21 protein-coding genes are annotated in these 20,387 nt (G+C 47.8%); 12 read left to right on the forward strand and 9 right to left on the reverse strand.

Annotated elements, in window-relative coordinates:
- The first annotated feature begins 100 nt into the window (after nt 1–100).
- The 3 genes from QJS83_RS06280 to QJS83_RS06290 all read left to right on the forward strand — a co-directional run bounded on the left by QJS83_RS06280 (nt 101) and on the right by QJS83_RS06290 (nt 2,806).
- Nucleotides 101–619: an ankyrin repeat domain-containing protein gene (locus QJS83_RS06280; RefSeq protein ID WP_284608300.1), complete on the forward strand. Its 519-nt coding sequence runs from the start codon at nt 101–103 to the stop codon at nt 617–619.
- On the forward strand, nt 612–2,075 hold the full coding sequence (locus tag QJS83_RS06285; RefSeq protein WP_284608301.1) for a catalase: 1,464 nt from the start codon (nt 612–614) through the stop codon (nt 2,073–2,075). The genes QJS83_RS06280 and QJS83_RS06285 overlap by 8 nt, the downstream gene beginning before the upstream one ends.
- Before the next feature lie 65 nt (nt 2,076–2,140).
- Nucleotides 2,141–2,806 carry a hypothetical protein gene (locus QJS83_RS06290; RefSeq protein ID WP_284608302.1) on the forward strand — a complete coding sequence of 222 codons (666 nt, stop codon included), beginning with the start codon at nt 2,141–2,143 and terminating at the stop codon, nt 2,804–2,806.
- Nucleotides 2,807–3,039: 233 nt separating this feature from the next.
- Here QJS83_RS06290 and eno read toward each other — a convergent pair whose 3' ends face one another.
- The 6 genes from eno to QJS83_RS06320 form a co-directional block, all read right to left on the reverse strand.
- A complete protein-coding gene (gene eno, locus QJS83_RS06295; RefSeq protein ID WP_284608303.1) occupies nt 3,040–4,308 on the reverse strand; it encodes a phosphopyruvate hydratase in 1,269 nt (422 codons plus the stop codon).
- Nucleotides 4,301–5,293 carry a hypothetical protein gene (locus QJS83_RS06300; RefSeq protein ID WP_284608304.1) on the reverse strand — a complete coding sequence of 331 codons (993 nt, stop codon included), beginning with the start codon at nt 5,291–5,293 and terminating at the stop codon, nt 4,301–4,303. The genes eno and QJS83_RS06300 overlap by 8 nt, the downstream gene beginning before the upstream one ends.
- Before the next feature lie 130 nt (nt 5,294–5,423).
- On the reverse strand, nt 5,424–6,530 hold the full coding sequence (locus QJS83_RS06305) for a TadA family conjugal transfer-associated ATPase (protein WP_284608305.1): 1,107 nt from the start codon (nt 6,528–6,530) through the stop codon (nt 5,424–5,426).
- Nucleotides 6,531–6,548: 18 nt separating this feature from the next.
- Nucleotides 6,549–7,058 (reverse strand): cupredoxin domain-containing protein, encoded by a 510-nt coding sequence (locus QJS83_RS06310; protein ID WP_284608306.1) that lies wholly within the window; start codon nt 7,056–7,058, stop codon nt 6,549–6,551.
- Nucleotides 7,018–7,296 carry a cytochrome gene (locus QJS83_RS06315; RefSeq protein ID WP_284608307.1) on the reverse strand — a complete coding sequence of 93 codons (279 nt, stop codon included), beginning with the start codon at nt 7,294–7,296 and terminating at the stop codon, nt 7,018–7,020. The genes QJS83_RS06310 and QJS83_RS06315 overlap by 41 nt, the downstream gene beginning before the upstream one ends.
- A gap of 172 nt (nt 7,297–7,468) precedes the next feature.
- On the reverse strand, nt 7,469–8,113 hold the full coding sequence (locus QJS83_RS06320; RefSeq protein WP_284608308.1) for a hypothetical protein: 645 nt from the start codon (nt 8,111–8,113) through the stop codon (nt 7,469–7,471).
- Nucleotides 8,114–8,256: 143 nt separating this feature from the next.
- Between QJS83_RS06320 and QJS83_RS06325 the strand changes: the two genes are divergently transcribed.
- Both QJS83_RS06325 and QJS83_RS06330 read left to right on the forward strand, forming a co-directional pair.
- Complete coding sequence (locus tag QJS83_RS06325) at nt 8,257–9,039, forward strand: DsbA family protein (RefSeq protein ID WP_284608309.1); 783 nt, start codon at nt 8,257–8,259, stop codon at nt 9,037–9,039.
- Between the two features lie 137 nt (nt 9,040–9,176).
- Nucleotides 9,177–9,560: a HEPN domain-containing protein gene (locus QJS83_RS06330; RefSeq protein ID WP_284608310.1), complete on the forward strand. Its 384-nt coding sequence runs from the start codon at nt 9,177–9,179 to the stop codon at nt 9,558–9,560.
- Here the strand turns inward: QJS83_RS06330 and QJS83_RS06335 are convergent.
- Nucleotides 9,557–10,342: a murein L,D-transpeptidase catalytic domain family protein gene (locus tag QJS83_RS06335; RefSeq protein ID WP_284608311.1), complete on the reverse strand. Its 786-nt coding sequence runs from the start codon at nt 10,340–10,342 to the stop codon at nt 9,557–9,559. The two genes, QJS83_RS06330 and QJS83_RS06335, sit on opposite strands and share 4 nt — an antisense overlap.
- A 137-nt stretch (nt 10,343–10,479) precedes the next feature.
- Entirely contained in the window at nt 10,480–11,526 is a 1,047-nt protein-coding gene (locus QJS83_RS06340; RefSeq protein ID WP_284608312.1) for an NAD(P)-dependent alcohol dehydrogenase, read from the reverse strand.
- Between the two features lie 120 nt (nt 11,527–11,646).
- Between QJS83_RS06340 and QJS83_RS06345 the strand changes: the two genes are divergently transcribed.
- The 3 genes from QJS83_RS06345 to QJS83_RS06355 are packed head-to-tail and all read left to right on the forward strand — an operon-like array spanning nt 11,647 to nt 14,128.
- On the forward strand, nt 11,647–13,134 hold the full coding sequence (locus QJS83_RS06345; RefSeq protein WP_284608313.1) for a lipase maturation factor family protein: 1,488 nt from the start codon (nt 11,647–11,649) through the stop codon (nt 13,132–13,134).
- Nucleotides 13,131–13,601: a DUF421 domain-containing protein gene (locus QJS83_RS06350; RefSeq protein ID WP_284608314.1), complete on the forward strand. Its 471-nt coding sequence runs from the start codon at nt 13,131–13,133 to the stop codon at nt 13,599–13,601. Before QJS83_RS06345 ends, QJS83_RS06350 begins: the two co-directional genes overlap by 4 nt.
- A gap of 29 nt (nt 13,602–13,630) precedes the next feature.
- Nucleotides 13,631–14,128 carry a CBS domain-containing protein gene (locus QJS83_RS06355; protein WP_284608315.1) on the forward strand — a complete coding sequence of 166 codons (498 nt, stop codon included), beginning with the start codon at nt 13,631–13,633 and terminating at the stop codon, nt 14,126–14,128.
- Nucleotides 14,129–14,168: 40 nt separating this feature from the next.
- Here the strand turns inward: QJS83_RS06355 and sfsA are convergent, their stop codons facing one another.
- Nucleotides 14,169–14,897, reverse strand: a complete 729-nt coding sequence (gene sfsA / locus QJS83_RS06360; RefSeq protein ID WP_284608316.1) for a DNA/RNA nuclease SfsA — start codon at nt 14,895–14,897, stop codon at nt 14,169–14,171.
- 176 nt (nt 14,898–15,073) lie between these two features.
- Between sfsA and lipA the strand changes: the two genes are divergently transcribed.
- From lipA to QJS83_RS06380, 4 genes are all read left to right on the forward strand, one after another.
- Nucleotides 15,074–15,994: a lipoyl synthase gene (gene lipA / locus QJS83_RS06365; protein WP_284608317.1), complete on the forward strand. Its 921-nt coding sequence runs from the start codon at nt 15,074–15,076 to the stop codon at nt 15,992–15,994.
- A 35-nt stretch (nt 15,995–16,029) separates the two neighbouring features.
- Complete coding sequence (locus QJS83_RS06370; protein ID WP_284608318.1) at nt 16,030–17,664, forward strand: 2-oxo acid dehydrogenase subunit E2; 1,635 nt, start codon at nt 16,030–16,032, stop codon at nt 17,662–17,664.
- Nucleotides 17,665–17,689: 25 nt separating this feature from the next.
- Nucleotides 17,690–19,114, forward strand: a complete 1,425-nt coding sequence (gene lpdA, locus QJS83_RS06375; RefSeq protein WP_284608319.1) for a dihydrolipoyl dehydrogenase — start codon at nt 17,690–17,692, stop codon at nt 19,112–19,114.
- 81 nt (nt 19,115–19,195) lie between these two features.
- The gene (locus QJS83_RS06380) at nt 19,196–20,341 is read left to right on the forward strand and encodes a hypothetical protein (RefSeq protein ID WP_284608320.1); all 1,146 of its coding nucleotides are present in this window, start codon (nt 19,196–19,198) and stop codon (nt 20,339–20,341) included.
- Nucleotides 20,342–20,387: the final 46 nt, after the last annotated feature.

The raw sequence follows: 20,387 nt of genomic DNA on the forward strand, positions 1-20,387 counted from the left end.
TTTCGCGCCATAGATAATATCGATGACTGATATCTATTATATCGATTCGATTTATAGCCCAAAATGACCGATCTTCTTTACATACGCAGGAGGTTCTTCGGTGAGAACATGGGCAGATTACAAACAAACCGCAGTACGTGAGGAAGAAATATTCGACTTTGCTCGTAACGGCGATATCAAAAGCACCTTAAGATACTTAGCAACGAACGGCGACCCCAATGTCGTCAATCATAAAGGCCACTCCCCACTTATGCTGGCGGCCTACAACGGACATTCCATATTGGTAGACCTGCTCTTAGAGTATGGCGCCGATGCGAATTCGCGCGACAACTCGGGCAGCACTATTCTTATGGGTGTTTCTTTTAAAGGACACGTCGAGATCGCACGCCGCTTGATTGCCAACGGCGCCGAAATCCACGCGATAAATAATAACGGACAAACCGCTTTGATGTATGCGGAAGCTTTCGGCCGCGAAGAAATCGTTCGACTCTTCACCGAAATGTCTCCCGATAAAAGCTCTCGTGGGCCGAAAGCTTTTCGCAGACTCAGAGCCTTTTCAAAAATGATTTCCAATTACTTCACATCCCATTCCAATCAAGGAGCAGCGACTTATGAATAACAAAAGATTAACGACTTCAGCAGGGATTCCCGTTTCTGAAAATCAACACTCCATCACGGCAGGGCCCCGCGGTCCGGTGGCTTTGCAAGACTTTCACTTGATCGAAAAACTTGCGCACTTTAATCGCGAGCGTATCCCCGAGCGCGTCGTGCACGCGAAAGGTTCGGGCGCTTACGGCACATTCACCGTCACTCACGACATCACCCGCTTCACAAAGGCGGCGGTGTTTTCAAAGATCGGCAAAAAAACGGATGTCTTTTTAAGATTCTCCACTGTCGCGGGTGAAAAAGGCTCGGCAGATACGGAACGCGATCCGCGTGGATTTGCTTTGAAGTTTTATACGGAAGAGGGCAATTGGGATCTTGTCGGCAATAACACTCCCGTCTTTTTTGAAAGAGATCCGCTTAAATTCCCTGACTTTATTCATTCGCAAAAACGCGATCCGCAAACAGGATATAAAAATCCATTTCGCATGTGGGACCATTGGTCGAAAGCACCGGAAGCTCTTCACCAAATCACGATTCTTTTCAGCGATCGCGGTCTTCCCGATGGCTATCGTTTTATGAACGGATACGGCAGCCATACATTCAGTCTTATCAATGCGGCGAACGAACGCGTTTGGGTGAAGTTCCACTTCAAGTCCATGCAGGGGATTAAAAATCTCAGCGTTGAAAAAGCCACGGAGTTAGCGGGAAGTGATCCCGACTATGCAGGCCGCGATCTTTTCGAAGCGATTGAAAGAAAAGAATTCCCGCGCTGGGCCTTGAAAGTGCAAATTATGACGGAACGCCAAGCTGAACAAACTTCTTTCGATCCGTTCGATTTAACAAAGGTGTGGCCGCACAAGGAATTCCCGTTGATCGACGTCGGAGTGCTTGAATTGAACCGCAATCCAGAAAACTATTTTGCGGAAGTGGAGCAAGCGGCGTTTTCTCCAAGCAACGTACCGCCGGGAATTGGTTTTTCTCCTGATAAAATGTTGCAGGGAAGATTGTTCGCTTATCCCGACGCTCACCGCTATCGCCTGGGCGTGAATTACCAACACTTGCCGGTCAATCGCCCGCAAGCGCCCGTGAATGCTTATCATCGCGATGGCTGCATGCGCTTTGATGGTAACGGTGGACGACAAGACAACTATGAACCGAACGGCTTTGGCGGTCCGAAACAAGATGAAAGCGTGCGCGAGCCCGCCCTTCCTCTTTCAGGCGCATTAGATCGTTACGATTCGCACAAAGACAACGATGACTTTACGCAAGCGGGCAATTTGTATCGACTGCTTTCCGTGGAGGAAAGAAAGCGTCTGACAAGCAACATTGCAGGAACGATGCGCGGCCTGCCTGAAGAGCTGCAAAGAAAAAATATCGCCCACTTTGCGAAATGTGATCCCCAATATGGCGCGCAGATCGCAGCTTATTTGGGATTGAAAGAAGTGGAAACGGTCTTAACAAAACCCTAACACGAAACAAACTTGAACTCCCAACGCCAAGAGTTCATAACGACTCCCAATTACGAGGAGAAATTATGAGACTCTTGGCTTTCTTTTTGGTGTTTATGGCTTCGTTCGCGTCTTTCGGTGCGGATCTTAAAGCAGAAGCGACTTTGGATTTTACAAACGCCTATGGCGGCTTCAATGCTGGCCACTACGTTGTGACAGCAGAGTTTAACGCTGTTCAACAGCCGGCAACAGCTCAGCTGACTCGTCGTCAACACCGCGATGACCATGATCTTTACTGCGTTTCCACTCTTACTTACGACGTGGGCGCTATGACTTTAACGTTGAAAAATTCTTTGAACGGCGAAGTGATCTCGCGCACGCTTCCTCTTCAGGCAACAATCTCTAAGCAAGACGAAAGCGAAGAGTGCACCTTGACGGAAAACGATTTCGCGGGCGACCAAGTTCTTTATGTTTCTACAACGGGCCGTCCGTATGACTTAAACGTCGCTCCACCAAAAGGCTGGAACAAAGTTCAAGTATGGTTGTCTCCATTCAACACTCTGACTGTAAAAGCAAAATTAACAAAGACAGAAAAAGGTTTGGAAATCCAACCCCAAACTCTTTTCAACGACTCTCTTTTCGCAACAGACTCCCGCAACACACTATCCATGTTCTACTACCTAACAGCAGTAGAAAGCTCCGGTACTCTTTCGTTAGCTGTTGGCACAACCCCGATGCACCTAACAAAATAAAAAAAGTACCAGGTACCTTTTCCAAAAAACAAAAAAGCCCTGCAAGACAAAACCAGCAGGGCTTTTTTTTTCTAAATTCAAAAACTCCCCTCTCAACACGACAAACCAAGGTCGCTCAAAAGGGTTTGAATGCGAGGCGGAGGGTAACCCTCGCAGCGCAGGCGTGCTAAAAGCACGTCGGAGCGAGAAGGTTGCCCGCCAACGAAGTCAGGCAAGCCCTTTTCAGCGACCGACTAGCGGAAAGCGGCTTTGTCCCAGTATTGCCCCATCCCCCCCAAATCCTCTTCAATACGAAGAAGCTGGTTGTACTTCGCAGTACGCTCGCCACGGCACAAGCTGCCGGTTTTGATTTGGTGACAGTTCAATGCAACTGACAGATCCGCGATCGTCACATCTTCTGTTTCACCCGAACGGTGAGACATGATTGTGCGATACTTATTTCTTTGCGCCAAGTTTACGGCTTCGAAAGTTTCTGTCAAAGTTCCGATTTGATTTACTTTTACTAGCAACGCGTTTCCGGCTTTTTTCTCAAGACCCATGCGCAAGCGTTTTGGATTTGTTACGAAAAGATCGTCACCGATCAATTGCATCGTTGAACCCATCTCTGCCGTTGCTTTCACCCATGCATCCCAGTCGTCTTCGGCGAAACCGTCTTCGATGGAAACGAGAGGATATTTTTCAGCCCAGGATTTGTAGATGCCAAGAAGTTCTGCTGGAGAAATATGGCCACCTTGCCATTCGTATTTTCCGTCTTTGAACATTTCCGTGGAAGCCACATCCAACGCCAAGAATACGTTTTGGCCCGGATCATAACCAGCGTCTACGATCGCGTTCATCAACAAGTCCAAAGCTTCCTGATTGGAACCCAATTTCGGAGCGAAACCACCTTCGTCACCCACGGCTGTTGAAAGACCTTTTTTGCCCAAGATTTTTTTCAGAGTGTGGAAGATCTCAGCACCCGCACGAAGCGATTCCGCATAAGAGTTGTTTACTGTCGGAACGATCATGAACTCTTGAATGTCCAAACCGTTGTTCGCGTGCGCGCCGCCGTTCAAAACGTTCATCAAAGGCACTGGCAAACGGCAAGCTTGAGAGCCGCCTACATAACGATAAAGAGGCAAGTTACTATCCGCCGCCGCCGCTTTTGCTACCGCCAAAGAAACGCCAAGAATCGCGTTCGCACCCAGGTTTGATTTGTTTTCAGTTCCATCGATTTCACGAAGGATCTTGTCGATGTAAACTTGTTCAGTAACCTGAAGGCCCAAAATTTCCGGAGCGATTTTTTCCCGAACGTTGTCGACGGCTTTATAAACGCCTTTACCCAAATAGCGATTTTTATCGCCATCTCTCAATTCGCAAGCTTCGTGCGCGCCTGTAGAAGCTCCAGAGGGAACTGCGGCACGACCGATATTGCCTTCTGCTGTTGTCACTTCGACTTCAACAGTCGGGTTTCCACGGCTATCCAAGATTTCACGAGATACGACGCTGACGATTTCAGACATGATGATTTCCTTCTTTGTCGGTGTTTTTATTTGTTACTTTTTTTACTAATTCCATGCTTTCAAAGACAGTGCGCGGGTACTGTGTTTTCACATGTTCCCAATCCACACGTCTCATCGCCTCTTTAACCGGCGACGTCATTTTGCCTTGCGCGACCAGCATAGTGATAAGCTGTTGCGCTCGGACCATGTAGTCGTGCATACGCGCAAGATTTTGGTTGAGCACGTAAGCAGGTGACTCGCTATCAAAACTCAAATGCGACAAAGAGCCTTCATGCGGGAGAAGCGATTCTCTTTTTTGCTCTTCCACGTCGACAGCGACTTCGGTCACTAATTTGATTTTTTGTTTCTCGAGATCACGCACTTTCTCTTCAAGATCACTGACGTACTTTTGCAAGTCCTCGCGCTCACGCTGCGTGCGTTGCAAATCATCGATCAAACTTTGGAAAAGAGCGGGACTGACTTGATGGCCGACACTCTCACTGAAGATCGAATTTTGTTGTGTCGACCAGTTGAGTTTGATTGTGATCCCCGTCCACTCGCAAATCGCCGGCGGTTGACCGACATAAACTGGCAAAGATTCAAACGCCGCTTTCAGGTATGTCGTCACCAGTGGGTATTGCTCCGCTGGCAGAGGAAGGTCGAACGAGATACTGACTTCGTCACGACGAAGATTTTCAATCGGCGGCTTTGGCGAAATAAAGTAAGAAAGAAACTGCTCGGGCTGATTAAAAATTTCTTGTGGACGCGGCATCATGCGCAGAACGCTGTCGAGCACGCCCCACGCGCGCAGACTCGGCCCTTCATGGCCCGCACGCTGCAAAATATTTCCGTCACGCTTCAGGGGCAGACGAAGAGTGAGTTCCAAAAACGCTTCCATATCCGGAGCGCTGATCCAATACGACGAATCCCGGAGCAACTCCACCGGCAGGTGAGTCTGCTCATAAAGAGGCGTCAGGTCTTCACCCTGTTCCTCTAAAATATTCAAGACTGCGTTTGAAATCTTACAACTAAAGTGCACGGGGAAGTCTTAGCGTAATTCCCAGGGCATTTAAATAACTATATTATGCCGAAAATCGGATGACGCACTATTGCCAGAAAAAAGAAGCAGGCACCTTTTAGGCGGCTTTTGTGAATTTGGATTTTGGGAATGGGAGGTTGTTGTCGATGATTTCGTCCATGAACGTCGGTATATTGCCTGTGGCAACGAGTTTACCTTCCAGAGTGCCGTCGGGACGACGAGTCATTCGGGACATTTCAAAGATTGGAACGACGTTGTACGAACCATCCGCATTGAATCCGCGCACTTCCGAGATTGCTGCGATACGGCGAGATCCATCGGAAAAACGCGAGACCTGGATGATAATTTCGATGGCTGAGATCACTTGCGAGCGCAAAGCCTTCTCACTGATCTTCGCATCCCCGCCTTGAGCCAAAGCTTCCAGACGCACAATCGCATCTTCCGGTGTATTCGCATGCACCGTTCCCATACAACCTTTGTGACCTGTGTTCATGGCGTTCAGAAGCTCCATCGCTTCACTCGAACGAACCTCCCCCACGATGATACGGTCAGGACGCAAACGAAGCGCACTTTTCAAAAGATCTTTGATCGTGACTTCGCCTTTCCCCATTTGGTCACCTTGGCGCGTTTCAAACATCACCACGTGCTCATAGTCGACTTGCAATTCGGAAGAGTCCTCGATCACCATCACACGCTGCCCTTTGGGAATGCGCGTGCACAACAACGACAAAAGTGTCGTCTTACCGGAACCGGTACCACCGCTCACGATGATGTTTTTGCCAAGGAACATGCAGATATCCAAAAAACGCGCGCCGTCTTCAGTGATCGCGCCGAACTTAATGTAATCCGCAAAAGTGATTTTATTATTCGTGAATTTACGAATCGAAAGAGTCGTCCCCTTACGCGACATCGGCGGAATCACCGCCGCGATACGCGAACCATCCGGCAAACGCGCATCCAAACGCGGGGACTCATCGTCGATACGACGACCCACGCTTTGCGCGATACTGTTTACGGCCGCGCGAAGATCGTCTTCCGAAGGAAAACTTTCAGGAACTCGCTCGAGCTTCCCTTTTCTTTCGACGAAAATTTCTTTGTGACCGTTGACAAGAATTTCGGAAACGCCCTTGTCATCGAGGTACTTCAAAACAGGACCTAGATTCTGCTGAATGGTCTGTTTGAAAACGTTCGACTGATCAGACATGAGGGCGCATCTCCAAAATTAGTTAGAAGCAGGTTTTCTGTCCGCTCCGGATTCAGAAAAGATAATGAACTTTCCTTGCACCGCCGTTTCCGGGCATTGGTAAGAGAAAATTCCATCCGTTTTCGGAGTGACATAAAAAGTTTTTTGTTCGCCGAACACCGTATTGTGATGTTCAGAGAAAGCATCAAGAACGAAACTGACGTTCTTTTCTTTGCCGTTCACATTCACCACATGAATGCGGTAGTTATTCCCTTTTCGCAAACGAACCGTGTCAGGCACGAAGCCTTTATCCGTGTTCATGATCACGATGTCTTGCGTCGGCTCAACCGAATCAAAAACTTTATTAAGGATATTCACCGATTGATCTTCCTGAATGCTTGCAGGTAAACGATCTTCGTTTTTAACTCTGTTGAAATCAACCTGGCGACGAGAGAAGTCCACTTCAAAGGCGAACGCCGACTGAGTCACACAAAGAGCGAAGAAAACCTTAGTGCAATTCAGTGCGATCTTGGAACTCACAAAACTCACGCGCCACCTCCATAGCAATATAATTCACGGATCTTTGATCCATCATGTGAAGCTTCTGGATGAGGAGATCTTTGTTTCCTTTACACGCGTTGATGTTTTGAAACGCATCGCTCAAGAGTTGTGGATTTGCCATCATCTCTTTTGTGACTTCATTCCAATCCAACTTTAAAACAGGATCAATTGCGCCCACTGTGTAGAGTGCATCGAACACTATTTGTAAATCGCCTTGTAGAAACATCGAATCCTCCTAATTGCTCTTTCGGGCATCCAGCCACTACATGTTGTTTCTATCGGTAGGAGTTCGTGAGAACTTGAGTCAATTTGAGGCGATTTTTCGAGACTTGAGGAGATCTATCGTTTGACGCTGGCCCACGGTCGAATGTGTCCGGAGCCAGTCTAGTCGAGGGAAATTACTGCGCGGATTCGGCATTTTTTGCCGAAGTTTCAGACGTTTTTTCTTCTGTATCTGTGACCACAGGAGCCGGCTCGTTGCTTTGAGACAAAATCTTTTCGGCGATTTCCGATGGCGATGTCGTCGGTTTCATCGTGCGAAGTTTGCGTTCATTGACCGCTTCTTTTGAAACCTCAATCTTGGCATCACGCACTCTGACAGCGATCTGCTTTTCAAAGCCGTCATTCTTTACATACGGTTTGATCTCAGCCAAAAGATTTTCAAGGAAAATGACGTACGTTGTTTGCACTACCGGTTTAAAAGCCCGAGGATTTTTCAAAGCATTGATGGCTTCGTCAGTTAATTGACTGACCGTTTTTTCCCAGGACTCCAACTCATCTAAATTGGAACGCAAAGGTGCAATAATTTTATCAATCATGTCATCTTCGTTCGGCCGAGAATAAACTGCCTGCAATGCTTCCTTAAGCGGCACCGCTTTGCCGCTTGCCGACTTTCGCGATTCTTTCACTTTGTCACTGACCAATTTATTCATTTGGTCCAAGTCTTTCAGTGCCAATTGTGAGTAGTTAAATAACAAACCTGCTTGGGCTTGTGTGCAAAATACAAAGGTGAACATTGTTAGAATGAATATTGCTTTTTTCATAAACATAAGTTTAAAGACGTCCGGTACTGAGACAAGGCCAGAATCATCCCGACCTAGGACCGGGATTTTTTCCTTCCCTCTAAACTAAAAATATTGTCAAATGGAAGGGCTCAAAACTTTAATCATCCATCTCGGAGGAAACATTGAAAGCACTTAAGTTTTTAGGTATCGGCGCGTTGGCACTTTCTCTTGTAAATTGTGCTCCTTCAGCGAAACAACTCAAAGAAGCAGTAGAAAAAGATCCAAGCATCGTTTTCGTTGCTATTGAAAAAGATCCAGAACAATTCATCGAAGTTGTAAACAAGGCGGCTCAGAACGCTCAACGTAAAGCTCAAGAAAAAGCTGTTGCTGAAGAAGGCAAAAAGCGTGACGAAGAGTTTGCGAATCCATTGAAACCGGCAATCGAAGAAGGCCGCGTTATCTTTGGCCCTAAAGACGCAAAAATCACTATCATCGAATACTCTGACTTTGAGTGCCCATACTGTGCAAAAGGTCACGCGACAGTTGACGAAGTGATGAAAGCATATCCTAAAGACGTGCGCGTTGTGTACAAGCACCTTCCTTTGGATTTCCATCCAATGGCAATGCCTGCAGCTAGATACTTCGAAGCGATTGCAATGCAAGACCATGCAAAAGCTGAAAAGTTCTACAACCTCGTGTTCGAAAACCAAGGCGATCTTCGCACTAAAAAAGAAGGCGCTTTGAAAGACGCTGCTAAAAAAGCGGGCGCTGACATGAAGAAACTTGAAAAAGACTTGAACAGCGAAGCAATCACTAAGCGTATCGACGCTGACATGGAAGAAGCTCGTAAGTTCGGATTCTCTGGAACTCCAGGTTTCTTGATCAACGGTGTTTCTCTTCGTGGTGCGTACCCATTCTCTGAATTCAAAGACATCATTGATCGTCACCTTAAAGCAGCTCAGTAATCTGAAAAGCTAAGACGAACAAAGAAGCCACGGGCCCAAACCGTGGCTTTTTTTTTGCCTTAGAGCTCATGATTTTCATTGGCTCCTCGTCTTTTGTCCGGTTAAATAAATGTAGAACCACCACAAAGGAGTCCATCATGAGCGCTCACGCAAAATCTCTTATTCTTAAGGCTCAGGACGATCTCGACTTAGCAAAAAAGAATCTTCACGATGAAAAACAGCACGATCTCGTCGGTTATAATTTGGCGCAAGCGTGCGAGAAATACTTAAAAGCTCTTTGCGAAATGCGCGGCCTTGAATATCCCCATGACGAAGAAGGGCACGATCTTGATGCTCTTATGCAAGTTTTGGAAGAAAACAATTTTGCGGCGATCTCTTCTCATGCGGATGTGATTGAATTGACTCCCTACAACTTTCCCAAAGCTCACGTGAAAGAAGACGAGCGCTTGGACATGGAAGAGTATGTAGGTTATGTCGAGAACCTTAAAAAACTTGTGGGTGAACAGCTCAAGTACCTTTAGTACTTGTTCACTGCATAGATCAGGCTTCCGCCTTTGATCATATTGATGACTTTATCCCGGTTGCTTTGCGAAACCGCAGGGCAACCCCAGCTTCTTCCCTGAATCACGCTTGAATCCTGAACATAGTTCGCACCATGCACAACGATCGCTCGAGATCGCGCGTTGGAATTTGTCGTAGAAAGGCCGTCCAAGCGCAAAGAGTATCCATTGCTTCCGGTATAGGTCTCGGCTGTTTTGTAAAAGCCTAACGAAGACGCGTTCGAGCCCGAGGTATTACTGAATTTTTCAGCATAGCCATCATGATTGCTGTCCGATCCTTTTCCATGGGACACATGCACGTTCCATACGGACCCTGTTTGCATGTTAATAAAATACCAGCGCTTCTGCGTCGACTTCTGACTGAAATCCAAAACCGAAATCACCGAAGTGTTTTTAAATTTGGATTTATTTTTGTGAAAATAAATCACCGCCTCTTCCAACGGCTTGGTCGGAACAATCTGATTCGGATCCAAATAGTCGTACATTTTTAAAATCTGCTCGCGCTCTGTCAGCACAGGTTCTTCGGGATTGGGAGGCGATGTGGGAGTCGTTGGCTCCGCAACGTCGGGTGGAGTTTCCGAAGGCAACTCCCCTTGCCCTTCATTGTTACCATCGCCGGGAAATGTCGCTGCGGGTTCGTTATGAGGGTCATCCGGCAAAACCGGAATTTGCGGTCCGCAGGCAGAAAGCGTAAGCATCATTGCTAAGGTCGTAAGAACTTTCGTGGGAGATAATGACATCATGCCGATCCTCCGTAGTGGTCTACGGAAGTGATCGGCAGGTCATTTTTAGAACTTAAAACTTTTTATTTGTGACTGATCTCTGAACAGCATTCAGAGGGAAAACGTGTGAATTCTTGACACTTTCCCTCGAAAAAAGCCTAGTTCAAAGAGGCAATATCAATCACAAAACGATAGCGAACATCGCCCTTCAACATGCGTTCGTAAGCCTCGTTAATCTTGGCAATTGGAATCAATTCGATGTCGGACGTGATGCCTTTAGCGGCGCAGAAGTCCAACATCTCTTGCGTTTCTTTGATTCCACCGATCAAGGAGCCCGCAAGACTGCGACGGCCCATGATAAGGGGAAACGGATGAATCGCTTCCGGTTTTTCTGGAACACCCAAAAGTACCATGGCGCCATCACGCTTAAGCAAAACCAGATACTGATTCAAATCAATCGGCGCAGACACTGTGTTAATGATCAAATCAAAACTGCGATACAGCTTTTTCATCGCTTCCGCATCCGCAGCCACGACATAATTTTTCGCGCCCAAGCGGTGCGCATCTTCTTTTTTCTTCGGAGACGAACTTAGGACCGTGACTTCCGCCCCCATCGCCGCCGCTAATTTGACGGCCATGTGTCCCAAGCCGCCAAGTCCCATCACACCGACTTTACTGCCAGGTCCCACTTTCCAATGACGAAGAGGAGAATAAGTAGTGATGCCGGCGCACAAGAGAGGTGCCGCTTTATCCAAAGGCAGCTTTGGCGAAATTCTTAAAACAAAATCTTCCGTCACAACAATCTTTTGGGAATAACCGCCTTGCGTTGGCGTCGTCCCGTCTTTTTCTACAGAGTTATAAGTGCCTACGAAACTTTTTTCGCAATATTGCTCGAGGCCTTCTTCGCATGATGGACATGTACGGCAGGACTCCACCATACAGCCGACCCCGACGGTGTCGCCGACTTTGAATTTACTGACCGAGCCGCCGACTTGCGAAACTTTACCGACAATTTCATGACCGGGAACCATCGGAAATTGAGAGCCGCCCCACTCGTCACGCACTTGATGCAAATCAGAATGGCAAACACCGCAGTAATGAATGTCGATGACGACATCGTAAGGCCCCGGTTCGCGGCGATCAAAACGGTAGGGCTTTAAATCTTCTTTGGCATTGTAAGCAGCATAAGCGTTTACAGTTGGCATTTCACAACTCCGTTCAGGTTTAGAAGTCTCATACTAAACACGAGATCATTCTCGCGCAAATGATCTCTGGTAAAACACATGTCCTGTGCGCCTCTTGGTATCATCTATAATTTGCAAAATATGGGATTGGAAATTTTGTACTCCCAAGAATACACCTTCACGCGCTTCTTGTTGCAAAGAGGAATCGCGTTTCTTTACCTCATGGGATTTTTAATTGCTGCAAATCAGGGCCGCGGTCTTCTGGGACAGCACGGACTGCTTCCAATTCATCTTTTCACGGCGCGCACACGCTTCTGGGACAATCCCAGTATTTTTTATTGGAAGAACAGCGATGGATTTATAAGTGGTATCGCGTGGCTCGGCGTTTTCATTTCCACACTCGCACTTTTGGGTCTTTCTGATGCTTTTGGATATTTGTTTTCTTTTGTTATCTGGTTCTCGCTGTGGGTTCTTTACTCTTCTTTCGTAAATGTCGGTCAAGACTTCTATGGCTTTGGCTGGGAAATATTATTACTTGAAACGGGTTTTCTTGCGCTATTCCTGGGGCCCACGTCGGCTCCCGTCGCGCTCCCCATTATTTGGCTTTACCGCTGGCTTTTATTCCGGGTAATTTTTGGCGCGGGCCTCATCAAAATCCGCGGCGACGAATGCTGGCGCGATCTTACTTGTATGTACTACTTCTATGAAACGCAGCCATTGCCGAATTCGCTGTCGTGGTACTTTCATCACTTGCCAAAATGGTTTCATCGCTTTTCGGTGTTTTACAATCACGTTGTCGAATTGATTGCGCCCTTCGGTTATTTCGGGCCTGCTGTCGTCCGTTACACGACGGCCTTGCTCACGATCATTTTTCAGATCGTGATCGCCATCAGCGGTAATTTCAGCTGGTTGAATCTGATCACGATCGTTCTTTGTATTCCGTGTTTTGACGACGGATTTTTCGCTTACTTTGCCACACTGCCAAGCTTCGCAATGAGGGCAGAGGCCTTTTCGCCCCTCCATGCGGTTTTCGTTATCGCCGTTTCTGGTTTGCTTCTTTATCTCAGTTACAAACCACTGATGAACATGATTTCAAAACGCCAGGCGATGAATCGCAGTTTTGATCGTTGGCATTTGATGAACACCTACGGCGCATTCGGCAGCATCACGAAAGAGCGCTATGAGATTATTCTGGAAGGCACCACCGAGCAACATCCCGATCCTGCCACGCAGTGGACTCCTTACGAGTTCAAAGGCAAACCGGGAGATCCGCGCCGACGTCCCCCGCAAGTCAGCCCTTACCACTACAAACTGGATTGGCAGATGTGGTTTGCAGCGATGTCGGACTTTCGCTTTCATCCATGGATCATCAATCTTGTCGCGAAACTTTTAGAGGGAAATAAAGAAGTTTTGGGATTGCTCAAAGAAGATCCCTTTAAAGGCGAAAAGCCCCGCTACATCCGGGCCCATCTTTATCTCTATCGATTCACAAAAAATCCCAAAGAGGGCTGGTGGAAACGCGCTCGCGTCAGTCTGTACATGCCGGCGATGTCTTTAGATGATCAGGGATTTAGAAATTACTTACGCGAAGAAGGCTGGCTTGATGGTGAAGAGGAGCAAAAATCATGATGCAACTTTCTTTACCCTTCTGGGAGATTATCTTAAGAGCCGTCATCGTTTATTTTTTTCTTTTCCTTGCATTGCGGCTCACAGGAAAACGGCAGATTGGGGAATCCTCCCCGTTTGATTTTGTTTTGTTACTCATCATTGCCGATGGCGTGCAGAACTCCATGAGCGGCGGTGACGAATCCCTTCCCGGAGGTTTGATCACGGCGTTGACTCTTTTTACTATGGATCATCTTGTGGGCATCATCGGTTTTAAATTCAAACGCGTGGGCACTCTGCTTGAAGGTCGGCCCGAGGTTCTCATCTACAAAGGGCAGCTCAATGAAGATCTTGTGAGACGAGAAAGACTCACACGTCACGAGATTGAAGCGGCCATGCGCCAAGAGGGCTGCACGACTTACGAAGAAGTCGAACTCGCCGTGCTTGAAAACAACGGCTCTATCACCATTAAAAAGAAAGAGAAAAAGTGAGCCGCCCAAGGTCCCGTTTCAGACGACACATGACAGATTATTTAAAGTCCTCCAGAGCAAATCCGACTTATCATTGGGGAAAAGAACAACAGATGATGGAGGGTCCTTTTATGCAAGTCCGCGAAATCATGCATCCAGATGCCAAAGTTCTTAATTTTAAACACTCTGTCGCTGAAGCCGCGCAACTGATGGAATCAGAAGACTGCGGCTCCATTCCGGTTGAAAAAGACGATAAAATGATTGGTATGGTGACGGACCGGGACATCGCCATTCGCGTTGTCGCTCACGGCAAAGATCCGCGCAGCACAAAAGTGGAAGACATCATGAGTCCGGGTATTAGTTATTGTTTTGATGACGAAGATGTCAGCGAAGTCAGTCGCAAAATGTCGTCGAAACAGATCCGACGTTTACCGGTCGTAGACCGCAACAAACGCTTGGTCGGCATGGTCAGCATCGGTGACATCGCAACCAAAGCTGGCAGCGCAAGAATCAGTCACGACACACTTCAAAGCGTTTCAGAACATTAGATAAAACAAAGTCGCGAGTGAAAAACTCGCGACTTTTTCTTTAAAGGCGCAAAGGCAGCGTCGTCTCTGACAACTCCGCCGACTCGTGGCTGAGGTCGACCACCAAAGGCGAGACTTTCAAACCTTTATGAAAAGCCTCACGCAAAAGTTTTCCATACTCGGGATCGATATCATCCGCAGGCGCAAACGATCCGCAGTCATTTCGCTGAATCGTAAAAATAATTTCGGCACTGTGGCCTTGCTCCATTAAGAGCATGAGCTCACGCAGGTGTTTTTGTGCGCGCTCGGAGACAGCGTCCGGAAATTTTGCGACACCCTCTTCTGCGAGTGTCACATTTTTCACTTCGATAAAGTGCATTTTGTCTGAATTTTTTCTTTTTAAAACAAAATCCAACCGCGTTTCCGCGTTGATCTTGTGCTCGCCCTTACACTCGTCAAAACGAGACCAGTCGGCGAAAGTGCCAAGAATGCCCTTTTGCCCGACAACACGAAGCAAGGTCTCTTTAACGATCGTATTGGGAGTCGCGGTGTTCACGCCCACCCAGGCCCCCGTTGGAGCTTTAATCATCTCCAATGTAAACTTGAGCTTTCTTTCGGGATTATCACTTTCCGAAAACAGACAGTGCTGACCCGGGTTGTTCACGCTTTTAAGACTTCCCGTGTTAGGAACGTGGGCTATAATTGTTTCACCCTTCCATTCGATATCCGCGAAGAAGCGTTTATAGCGCTTCAACAAAATACCTTCCTGCAACTTCCGAGAAAACTTCATGGCAACCCCTTGTAAGCCTGCGATTTCACCATCAACTTAGACTTTTTAATAGGCCGTTGTCGATGCCTTTTGCTAGGCCTCCGCAGCGTCTGTTTTTTATTCCGTTTATGCATGGCGTAATTAAGTGCAAATGCTCTAGGGTGAGAATAGAAGGGAGTGTTCAAAAAGGACGGATTATGTCTGAAAAAAAGCCAGTAAGTCCGAAGCCTTCGTGGCTGAAGGTGCGCGCTCCTGTCGGAGAAAATTACACGCGCATCAAGGAAATGCTTGGTGAGTTGAAACTGGCGACGGTCTGTCAAGAAGCGCGTTGTCCCAACATCGGTGAATGTTGGTCCGGCGGCACAGCCACTTTTATGATTATGGGTGACGTGTGCACTCGGGGCTGTCGCTTCTGCAACGTGAAGACAGGAAATCCGAAAGGAGTCCTCGATCCTTTTGAGCCTGAGAAAATTGCTTACTCGATTTCTCAGATGGGTTTGGAATACGTCGTGATCACAACCGTCGATCGCGATGATCTTCCCGATCAAGGTGCCGAACATTTCTCGCGCACCGTGAAGACGATTAAGAAGCTCGCACCGAACTTGATTGTCGAAATACTTGCAGGAGACTTCCGTGGTGAGCGGGATCTTGTGTATCAACTCACCGATGCGAAACCGGATGTGTATGCACACAACATCGAAACGGTGGAGCGTCTGACTCCGAAGGTGCGGGACCCACGTGCGGGTTATCGTCAAACTCTGCGCGTGCTTGAGATGGTGAAAGAGCGAGACCCTTCCCGTTACACGAAGTCTTCAATCATGTTGGGACTTGGTGAAAAGGACGAAGAAGTTTTGCAGACACTGAAAGATTTGCGAAGCGTAGGCTGTGACGTTGTGACCTTTGGTCAATACCTGCAACCTGCGAAGAGACATCTGAAAGTGGAAGAGTATGTCACTCCCGAGAAATTCAAAGAGTGGCAGACGACAGCGGAAGGCATGGGTTACTTGTACGTAGCATCAGGCCCGCTGGTAAGAAGCTCTTATCGTGCCGGCGAATTCTTCATGAAAGGAATCGTCGAGAAACAAAGAGCGATGGAATTGGAACAAGTTAATTTTTAATACGGATATGCAACAAGGAAAGGAACTTTCTCAACATGGCAACTGATGTAAAACTGCCCGAACTTGGTGAAGGTGTTACTGAAGGTGAATTGGTAAAATGGTTGGTAAAACCAGGCGACTCTGTCAAAGCCGATCAACCTATCGCGGAAGTATTGACTGACAAAGCAACTGTAGAGGTTCCATCTCCTGTTGCAGGTGTTGTTAAAGACTTAAAATTCAAATCTGGCGACGTCGTAAAAGTCGGCGCAACAATGATCACACTTGACGGCGCGGGCGCAACGGCGGCACCTGCGGCTCCGGCTGCAAAACCAGCAGCTCCGGCGGCTCCGGCTCCGCAAGCGGCAGCTCCAGCTGCGGGTGGCGGTAAAGTTCAAGACATCAAACTTCCAGAATTGGGAGAAGGTGTTACTGAAGGTGAACTTGTAAAATGGTTGGTAAAACCAGGCGACTCTGTGAAAGCAGACCAAGCGATTGCAGAAGTTTTAACGGACAAAGCGACCGTTGAAGTTCCAACTCCAGTCGCAGGGGTTGTCAAAGATTTGAAATTCAAATCTGGTGACGTCGTAAAAGTCGGCTCGACAATGATTACTCTTACAGCGGGAGCCGGTGCGGCTCCAGCTCCACAAGCTCCTGCGGGCGCACAACGTGAAGTTCCTGCTTCAGCGCATGCGAATTTCGCGGCGGCATCTGCAATGCCAGCACAAGCTTCTTCAGCAGCGGCTGTCGCGACGGGCGGAATTTTCCCTCCAGTGGCGGATTCTAAAGTTCTTGCGACTCCGGCGACTCGTCGTTTGGCGCGCGAGATGGGTGTGGACATCAACACTCTTGGCGGAACAGGTCTTGCGGGTCGCGTGACTCGTGAAGATGTTCTTTCTGCAAAAGGCGGCGCAGCTCCGGCAGCGGCAAAAGCTCCTTCGGCTCCAGGCATGTCTATTCCGAAACCTTCTTATCAAGGACCTGCAGGCGCGGCGGAAGAGCGTGTACCTCTTGTTGGTATCCGTAAGAAGATCGCTGAAAACATGCAACGCTCTAAACACGTCATCCCTCACTTCACAATTATGGATGAAGCGAAAGTGGATGCGATGGTCGCGATGCGCGAATCTTTGAAAGAGCATGCAGAGAAACACGGAACGAAGATCACATATCTTCCAATCGTGATGAAGGCCTTGATTGCGACAATCCGCGAATTCCCAATGTTCAACGCTTCTATCGACGATGCGGCTGGTGAAATCGTTTACAAAAAATACTTCAACCTTGGTTTTGCGGCAGACACTCCAAACGGACTTGTTGTTCCTGTGATCAAGAATGCAGACCAAAAATCCATCTTGGAAATTTCTAAAGAGATCTTGGATCTTTCTAAGCGTGCTCGTGATGGTAAGTTGAAACCAGATGAAATGAAGGGTGCGACTATCACTGTGACGAACATCGGTTCTATCGGTGGCACTTACGCAACTCCAGTGATCAACCATCCTGAAGTGGCGATTCTTGGTATGTACAAAATCGATGAAAAACCGGTTATCAAAGATGGCCAGTTGAAAGCGATCAAAGTGATGAACTACACAATGACAGCGGACCACCGTTTGATCGACGGCGCAGTGGCGGCTCGTTTCTTGGCGGCATTCATCGCTCGTATTGAAAACCCTGGTAAACTTTTGGTGGAGCTAATCTAGCCAAAGGCTAGCTAGGAGATAAAGCATGGCACAAAATTTTGACGTAGTAGTAATTGGTGCGGGTCCTGGCGGTTACGTCGCGGCGATCCGCTCCGCGCAACTTGGATTTAAAACAGCTGTCGTTGAAAGAGAATTCTTGGGTGGCGTGTGCTTGAACGTGGGTTGTATCCCGTCTAAAGCGATGATCACGGCGACTCATCTTCTTCACAAAGCTCAACATAACTTCTCTGAAATGGGTTTGAATATCAAAGGCGGTATCGACGTTGATATGAAACAACTCGTGAAGTGGAAACAATCCGTTTGTGACAAAATGTCTGGCGGCGTGAATCAGCTTCTTAAAGGTTATGGCGTTACAATTCTTAAAGGTGATGCGGAATTCAAAACTTCAAAAGAAATCACTGTGAAGTCCTCTGCGGGAACAGAGTCTGTTCAGGCGAAATACTTCATCGTAGCGACGGGTTCTCGTCCTATCGAAATTCCGGGCTTTAAGTTCGATGAAAAAGACATCTGTTCTTCAACGGGTGCTTTGGCTTTCGATTCTATTCCTAAGCGCGTAGCTGTTATCGGTGGCGGTTATATCGGCCTGGAGATCTCTTCTTACTTGAGAAAATTGGGTACGGAAGTAACTGTGATTGAAGCCCAATCCGCTCTTCTTGCAGGCGTTGTCGATCCAGACTGCGCTCAAGTCGTGACTCGTAAGTTGCAAAAATCCGGCGTGAACATCATGTACGGCGCAAAAGCCAAAGGTCAGAAAAAAGTCAAAGACGGCTACGAAGTGACTGTTGAAATCAACGGTAAAGACGAAGTCGTTAAATGTGACAAAATCTTGGTGACTGTAGGCCGTCGTCCTAACGGCGACCAAGCGAACTTGAAAGCGGCGGGTATCGCTGTTGATGAACGCGGCTTTATTAAAGTCGACGCTCAACGCAGAACAAATGTTCCGCACATTTTTGCAATCGGTGATATTGCGGGTCAGCCAATGCTTGCGCACAAGGCGTCTCATGAAGGCGTTCTTGTTGCTGAAGTGATCTCTGGCGCGAACCGCGTTTACGATGCGAAAACAGTTCCTGCTGTTGTCTTCACAGATCCAGAAATCGCTTCTGCGGGTATGACAGAGGCCGAGGCTAAAGCGAAAGGCTACAACGATCTATTGATCGGTAAGTTCCCATTCGGAGCTAATGGCCGCGCAGTCAGCATGATGGAAACGGAAGGTTTCGTGAAAATGATCGCCGATAAAAAGACGCATGTTCTTTTGGGCGTTCACATCGTGGGACCTGAGGCATCTAACTTGATCTCGGAAGCTGTCTTGGCTATCGAGATGGGCGCACGCATCGAAGACTTGGCACTTTCCATCCACCCTCACCCTACCTTGGGTGAAACAATGATGGAAGCGGCTGAAGCGACTTTGGGTCACGCGATCCACATCATTCAAAAACCTTTGAAACACTAACCTGTTTTCAATTAGCTTTCTCTCAGTTTTGCGGGTTCGATTCTTGTTGAAACGATCCCGCAAAAATGAAATGAGAACGCTATGAAAACATTGGTTTTACTTGCGAGTATCCTGGTCAGCTTCACTGCTGAAGCGCGCTGGGAACTGAACGACGTTTCTTATCTTTTACCATTGCCTGCGAAAATCGGCTCGGATCCTCTTTTAGGAATTGATGCTCCTGGAAAAGGGGGCGCCCTTATTCCACGGCAATTTCTTGGCACTATTCCTCCTTTGACACCTGTGATGACCGAAGGACAAGTCGCTGAAAGCCTGCGCGCGATCGCGGTTCGTGTCGATCCGTGCTTCCCGCTCCCCACGCCGCAAGCGTGCCAAAAACAAATCCGCATTGTGTGGCAACCTCTGGAAATCGGCTTTCGCAATCGCGTGAATGCCGTGGACGCGGCTCTTCACAGTTTCTATGTTTTGGACGACACGGAATTTAAAAAAGTTCTGAAGGATCTTGCCGCTTGGAAAAAACGTTTCAATGTCGATACAGACGGCCTTCCTTTGCAAATTCATCCCGCGTGGGCTCAGCAGGGCGTGGATAGCCCGGCGTTGCTTGAATTCCAAAAAATCATTTTGAAGTATGCAGGCCAGCAGAATCTTTCGCGCGTAACCGTGATGGTGGTTCGCGGCGCCGGCGATATGTGGTCTTTCGCGGGTTTCGAGGTTCGCGATGGCAAAATGCAATTGATTAAAATCCCCCGCATTTCACGCGGAGCCCAAGCTTTTGTGAACTTTGCAGTTCCATCGGATCATTTCGAGCGCGGCTTTATTTCACCGGAAGCCACAGGTGAAGACTCTTTCAGCAAAGTCATCATTGATTCCGATAAAATGAAAGTCGGCAATGAAGAGCTCTTACATAAGGAACTTCGTGCTATCTATCGTATTGAAAATCCGCATGACTTCAATCCTGAAAACATGGACTGCGCAAGCTGCCACGTTGCACAGATCGCACGCGTTTGGCTGGAAAGAAATCGTGCCGATTTGAAAATCGAAAACCTTTGGTCGCAGCATGCGTATAAAAATGCGGCGCACTCTTTGGAAAACGTCAGCCCCGCATTAAAGAACACGCAAATCATTCGCGCGTTTGGATATTTCGGCGAAGAGGCGGCGATCAGCCAACGTGTTATCAATGAGTCCGCAGAAGTTGCCGATGCGGTGACTCGCTACTTGTCTTCGAAATAAATCACTGCAGCAAAGCAAACAATGTCGAAGTGACACCGTTTTCTTC

This window comes from Bdellovibrio sp. 22V, from assembly GCF_030169785.1.
Classification (GTDB): Bacteria; Bdellovibrionota; Bdellovibrionia; order Bdellovibrionales; family Bdellovibrionaceae; genus Bdellovibrio.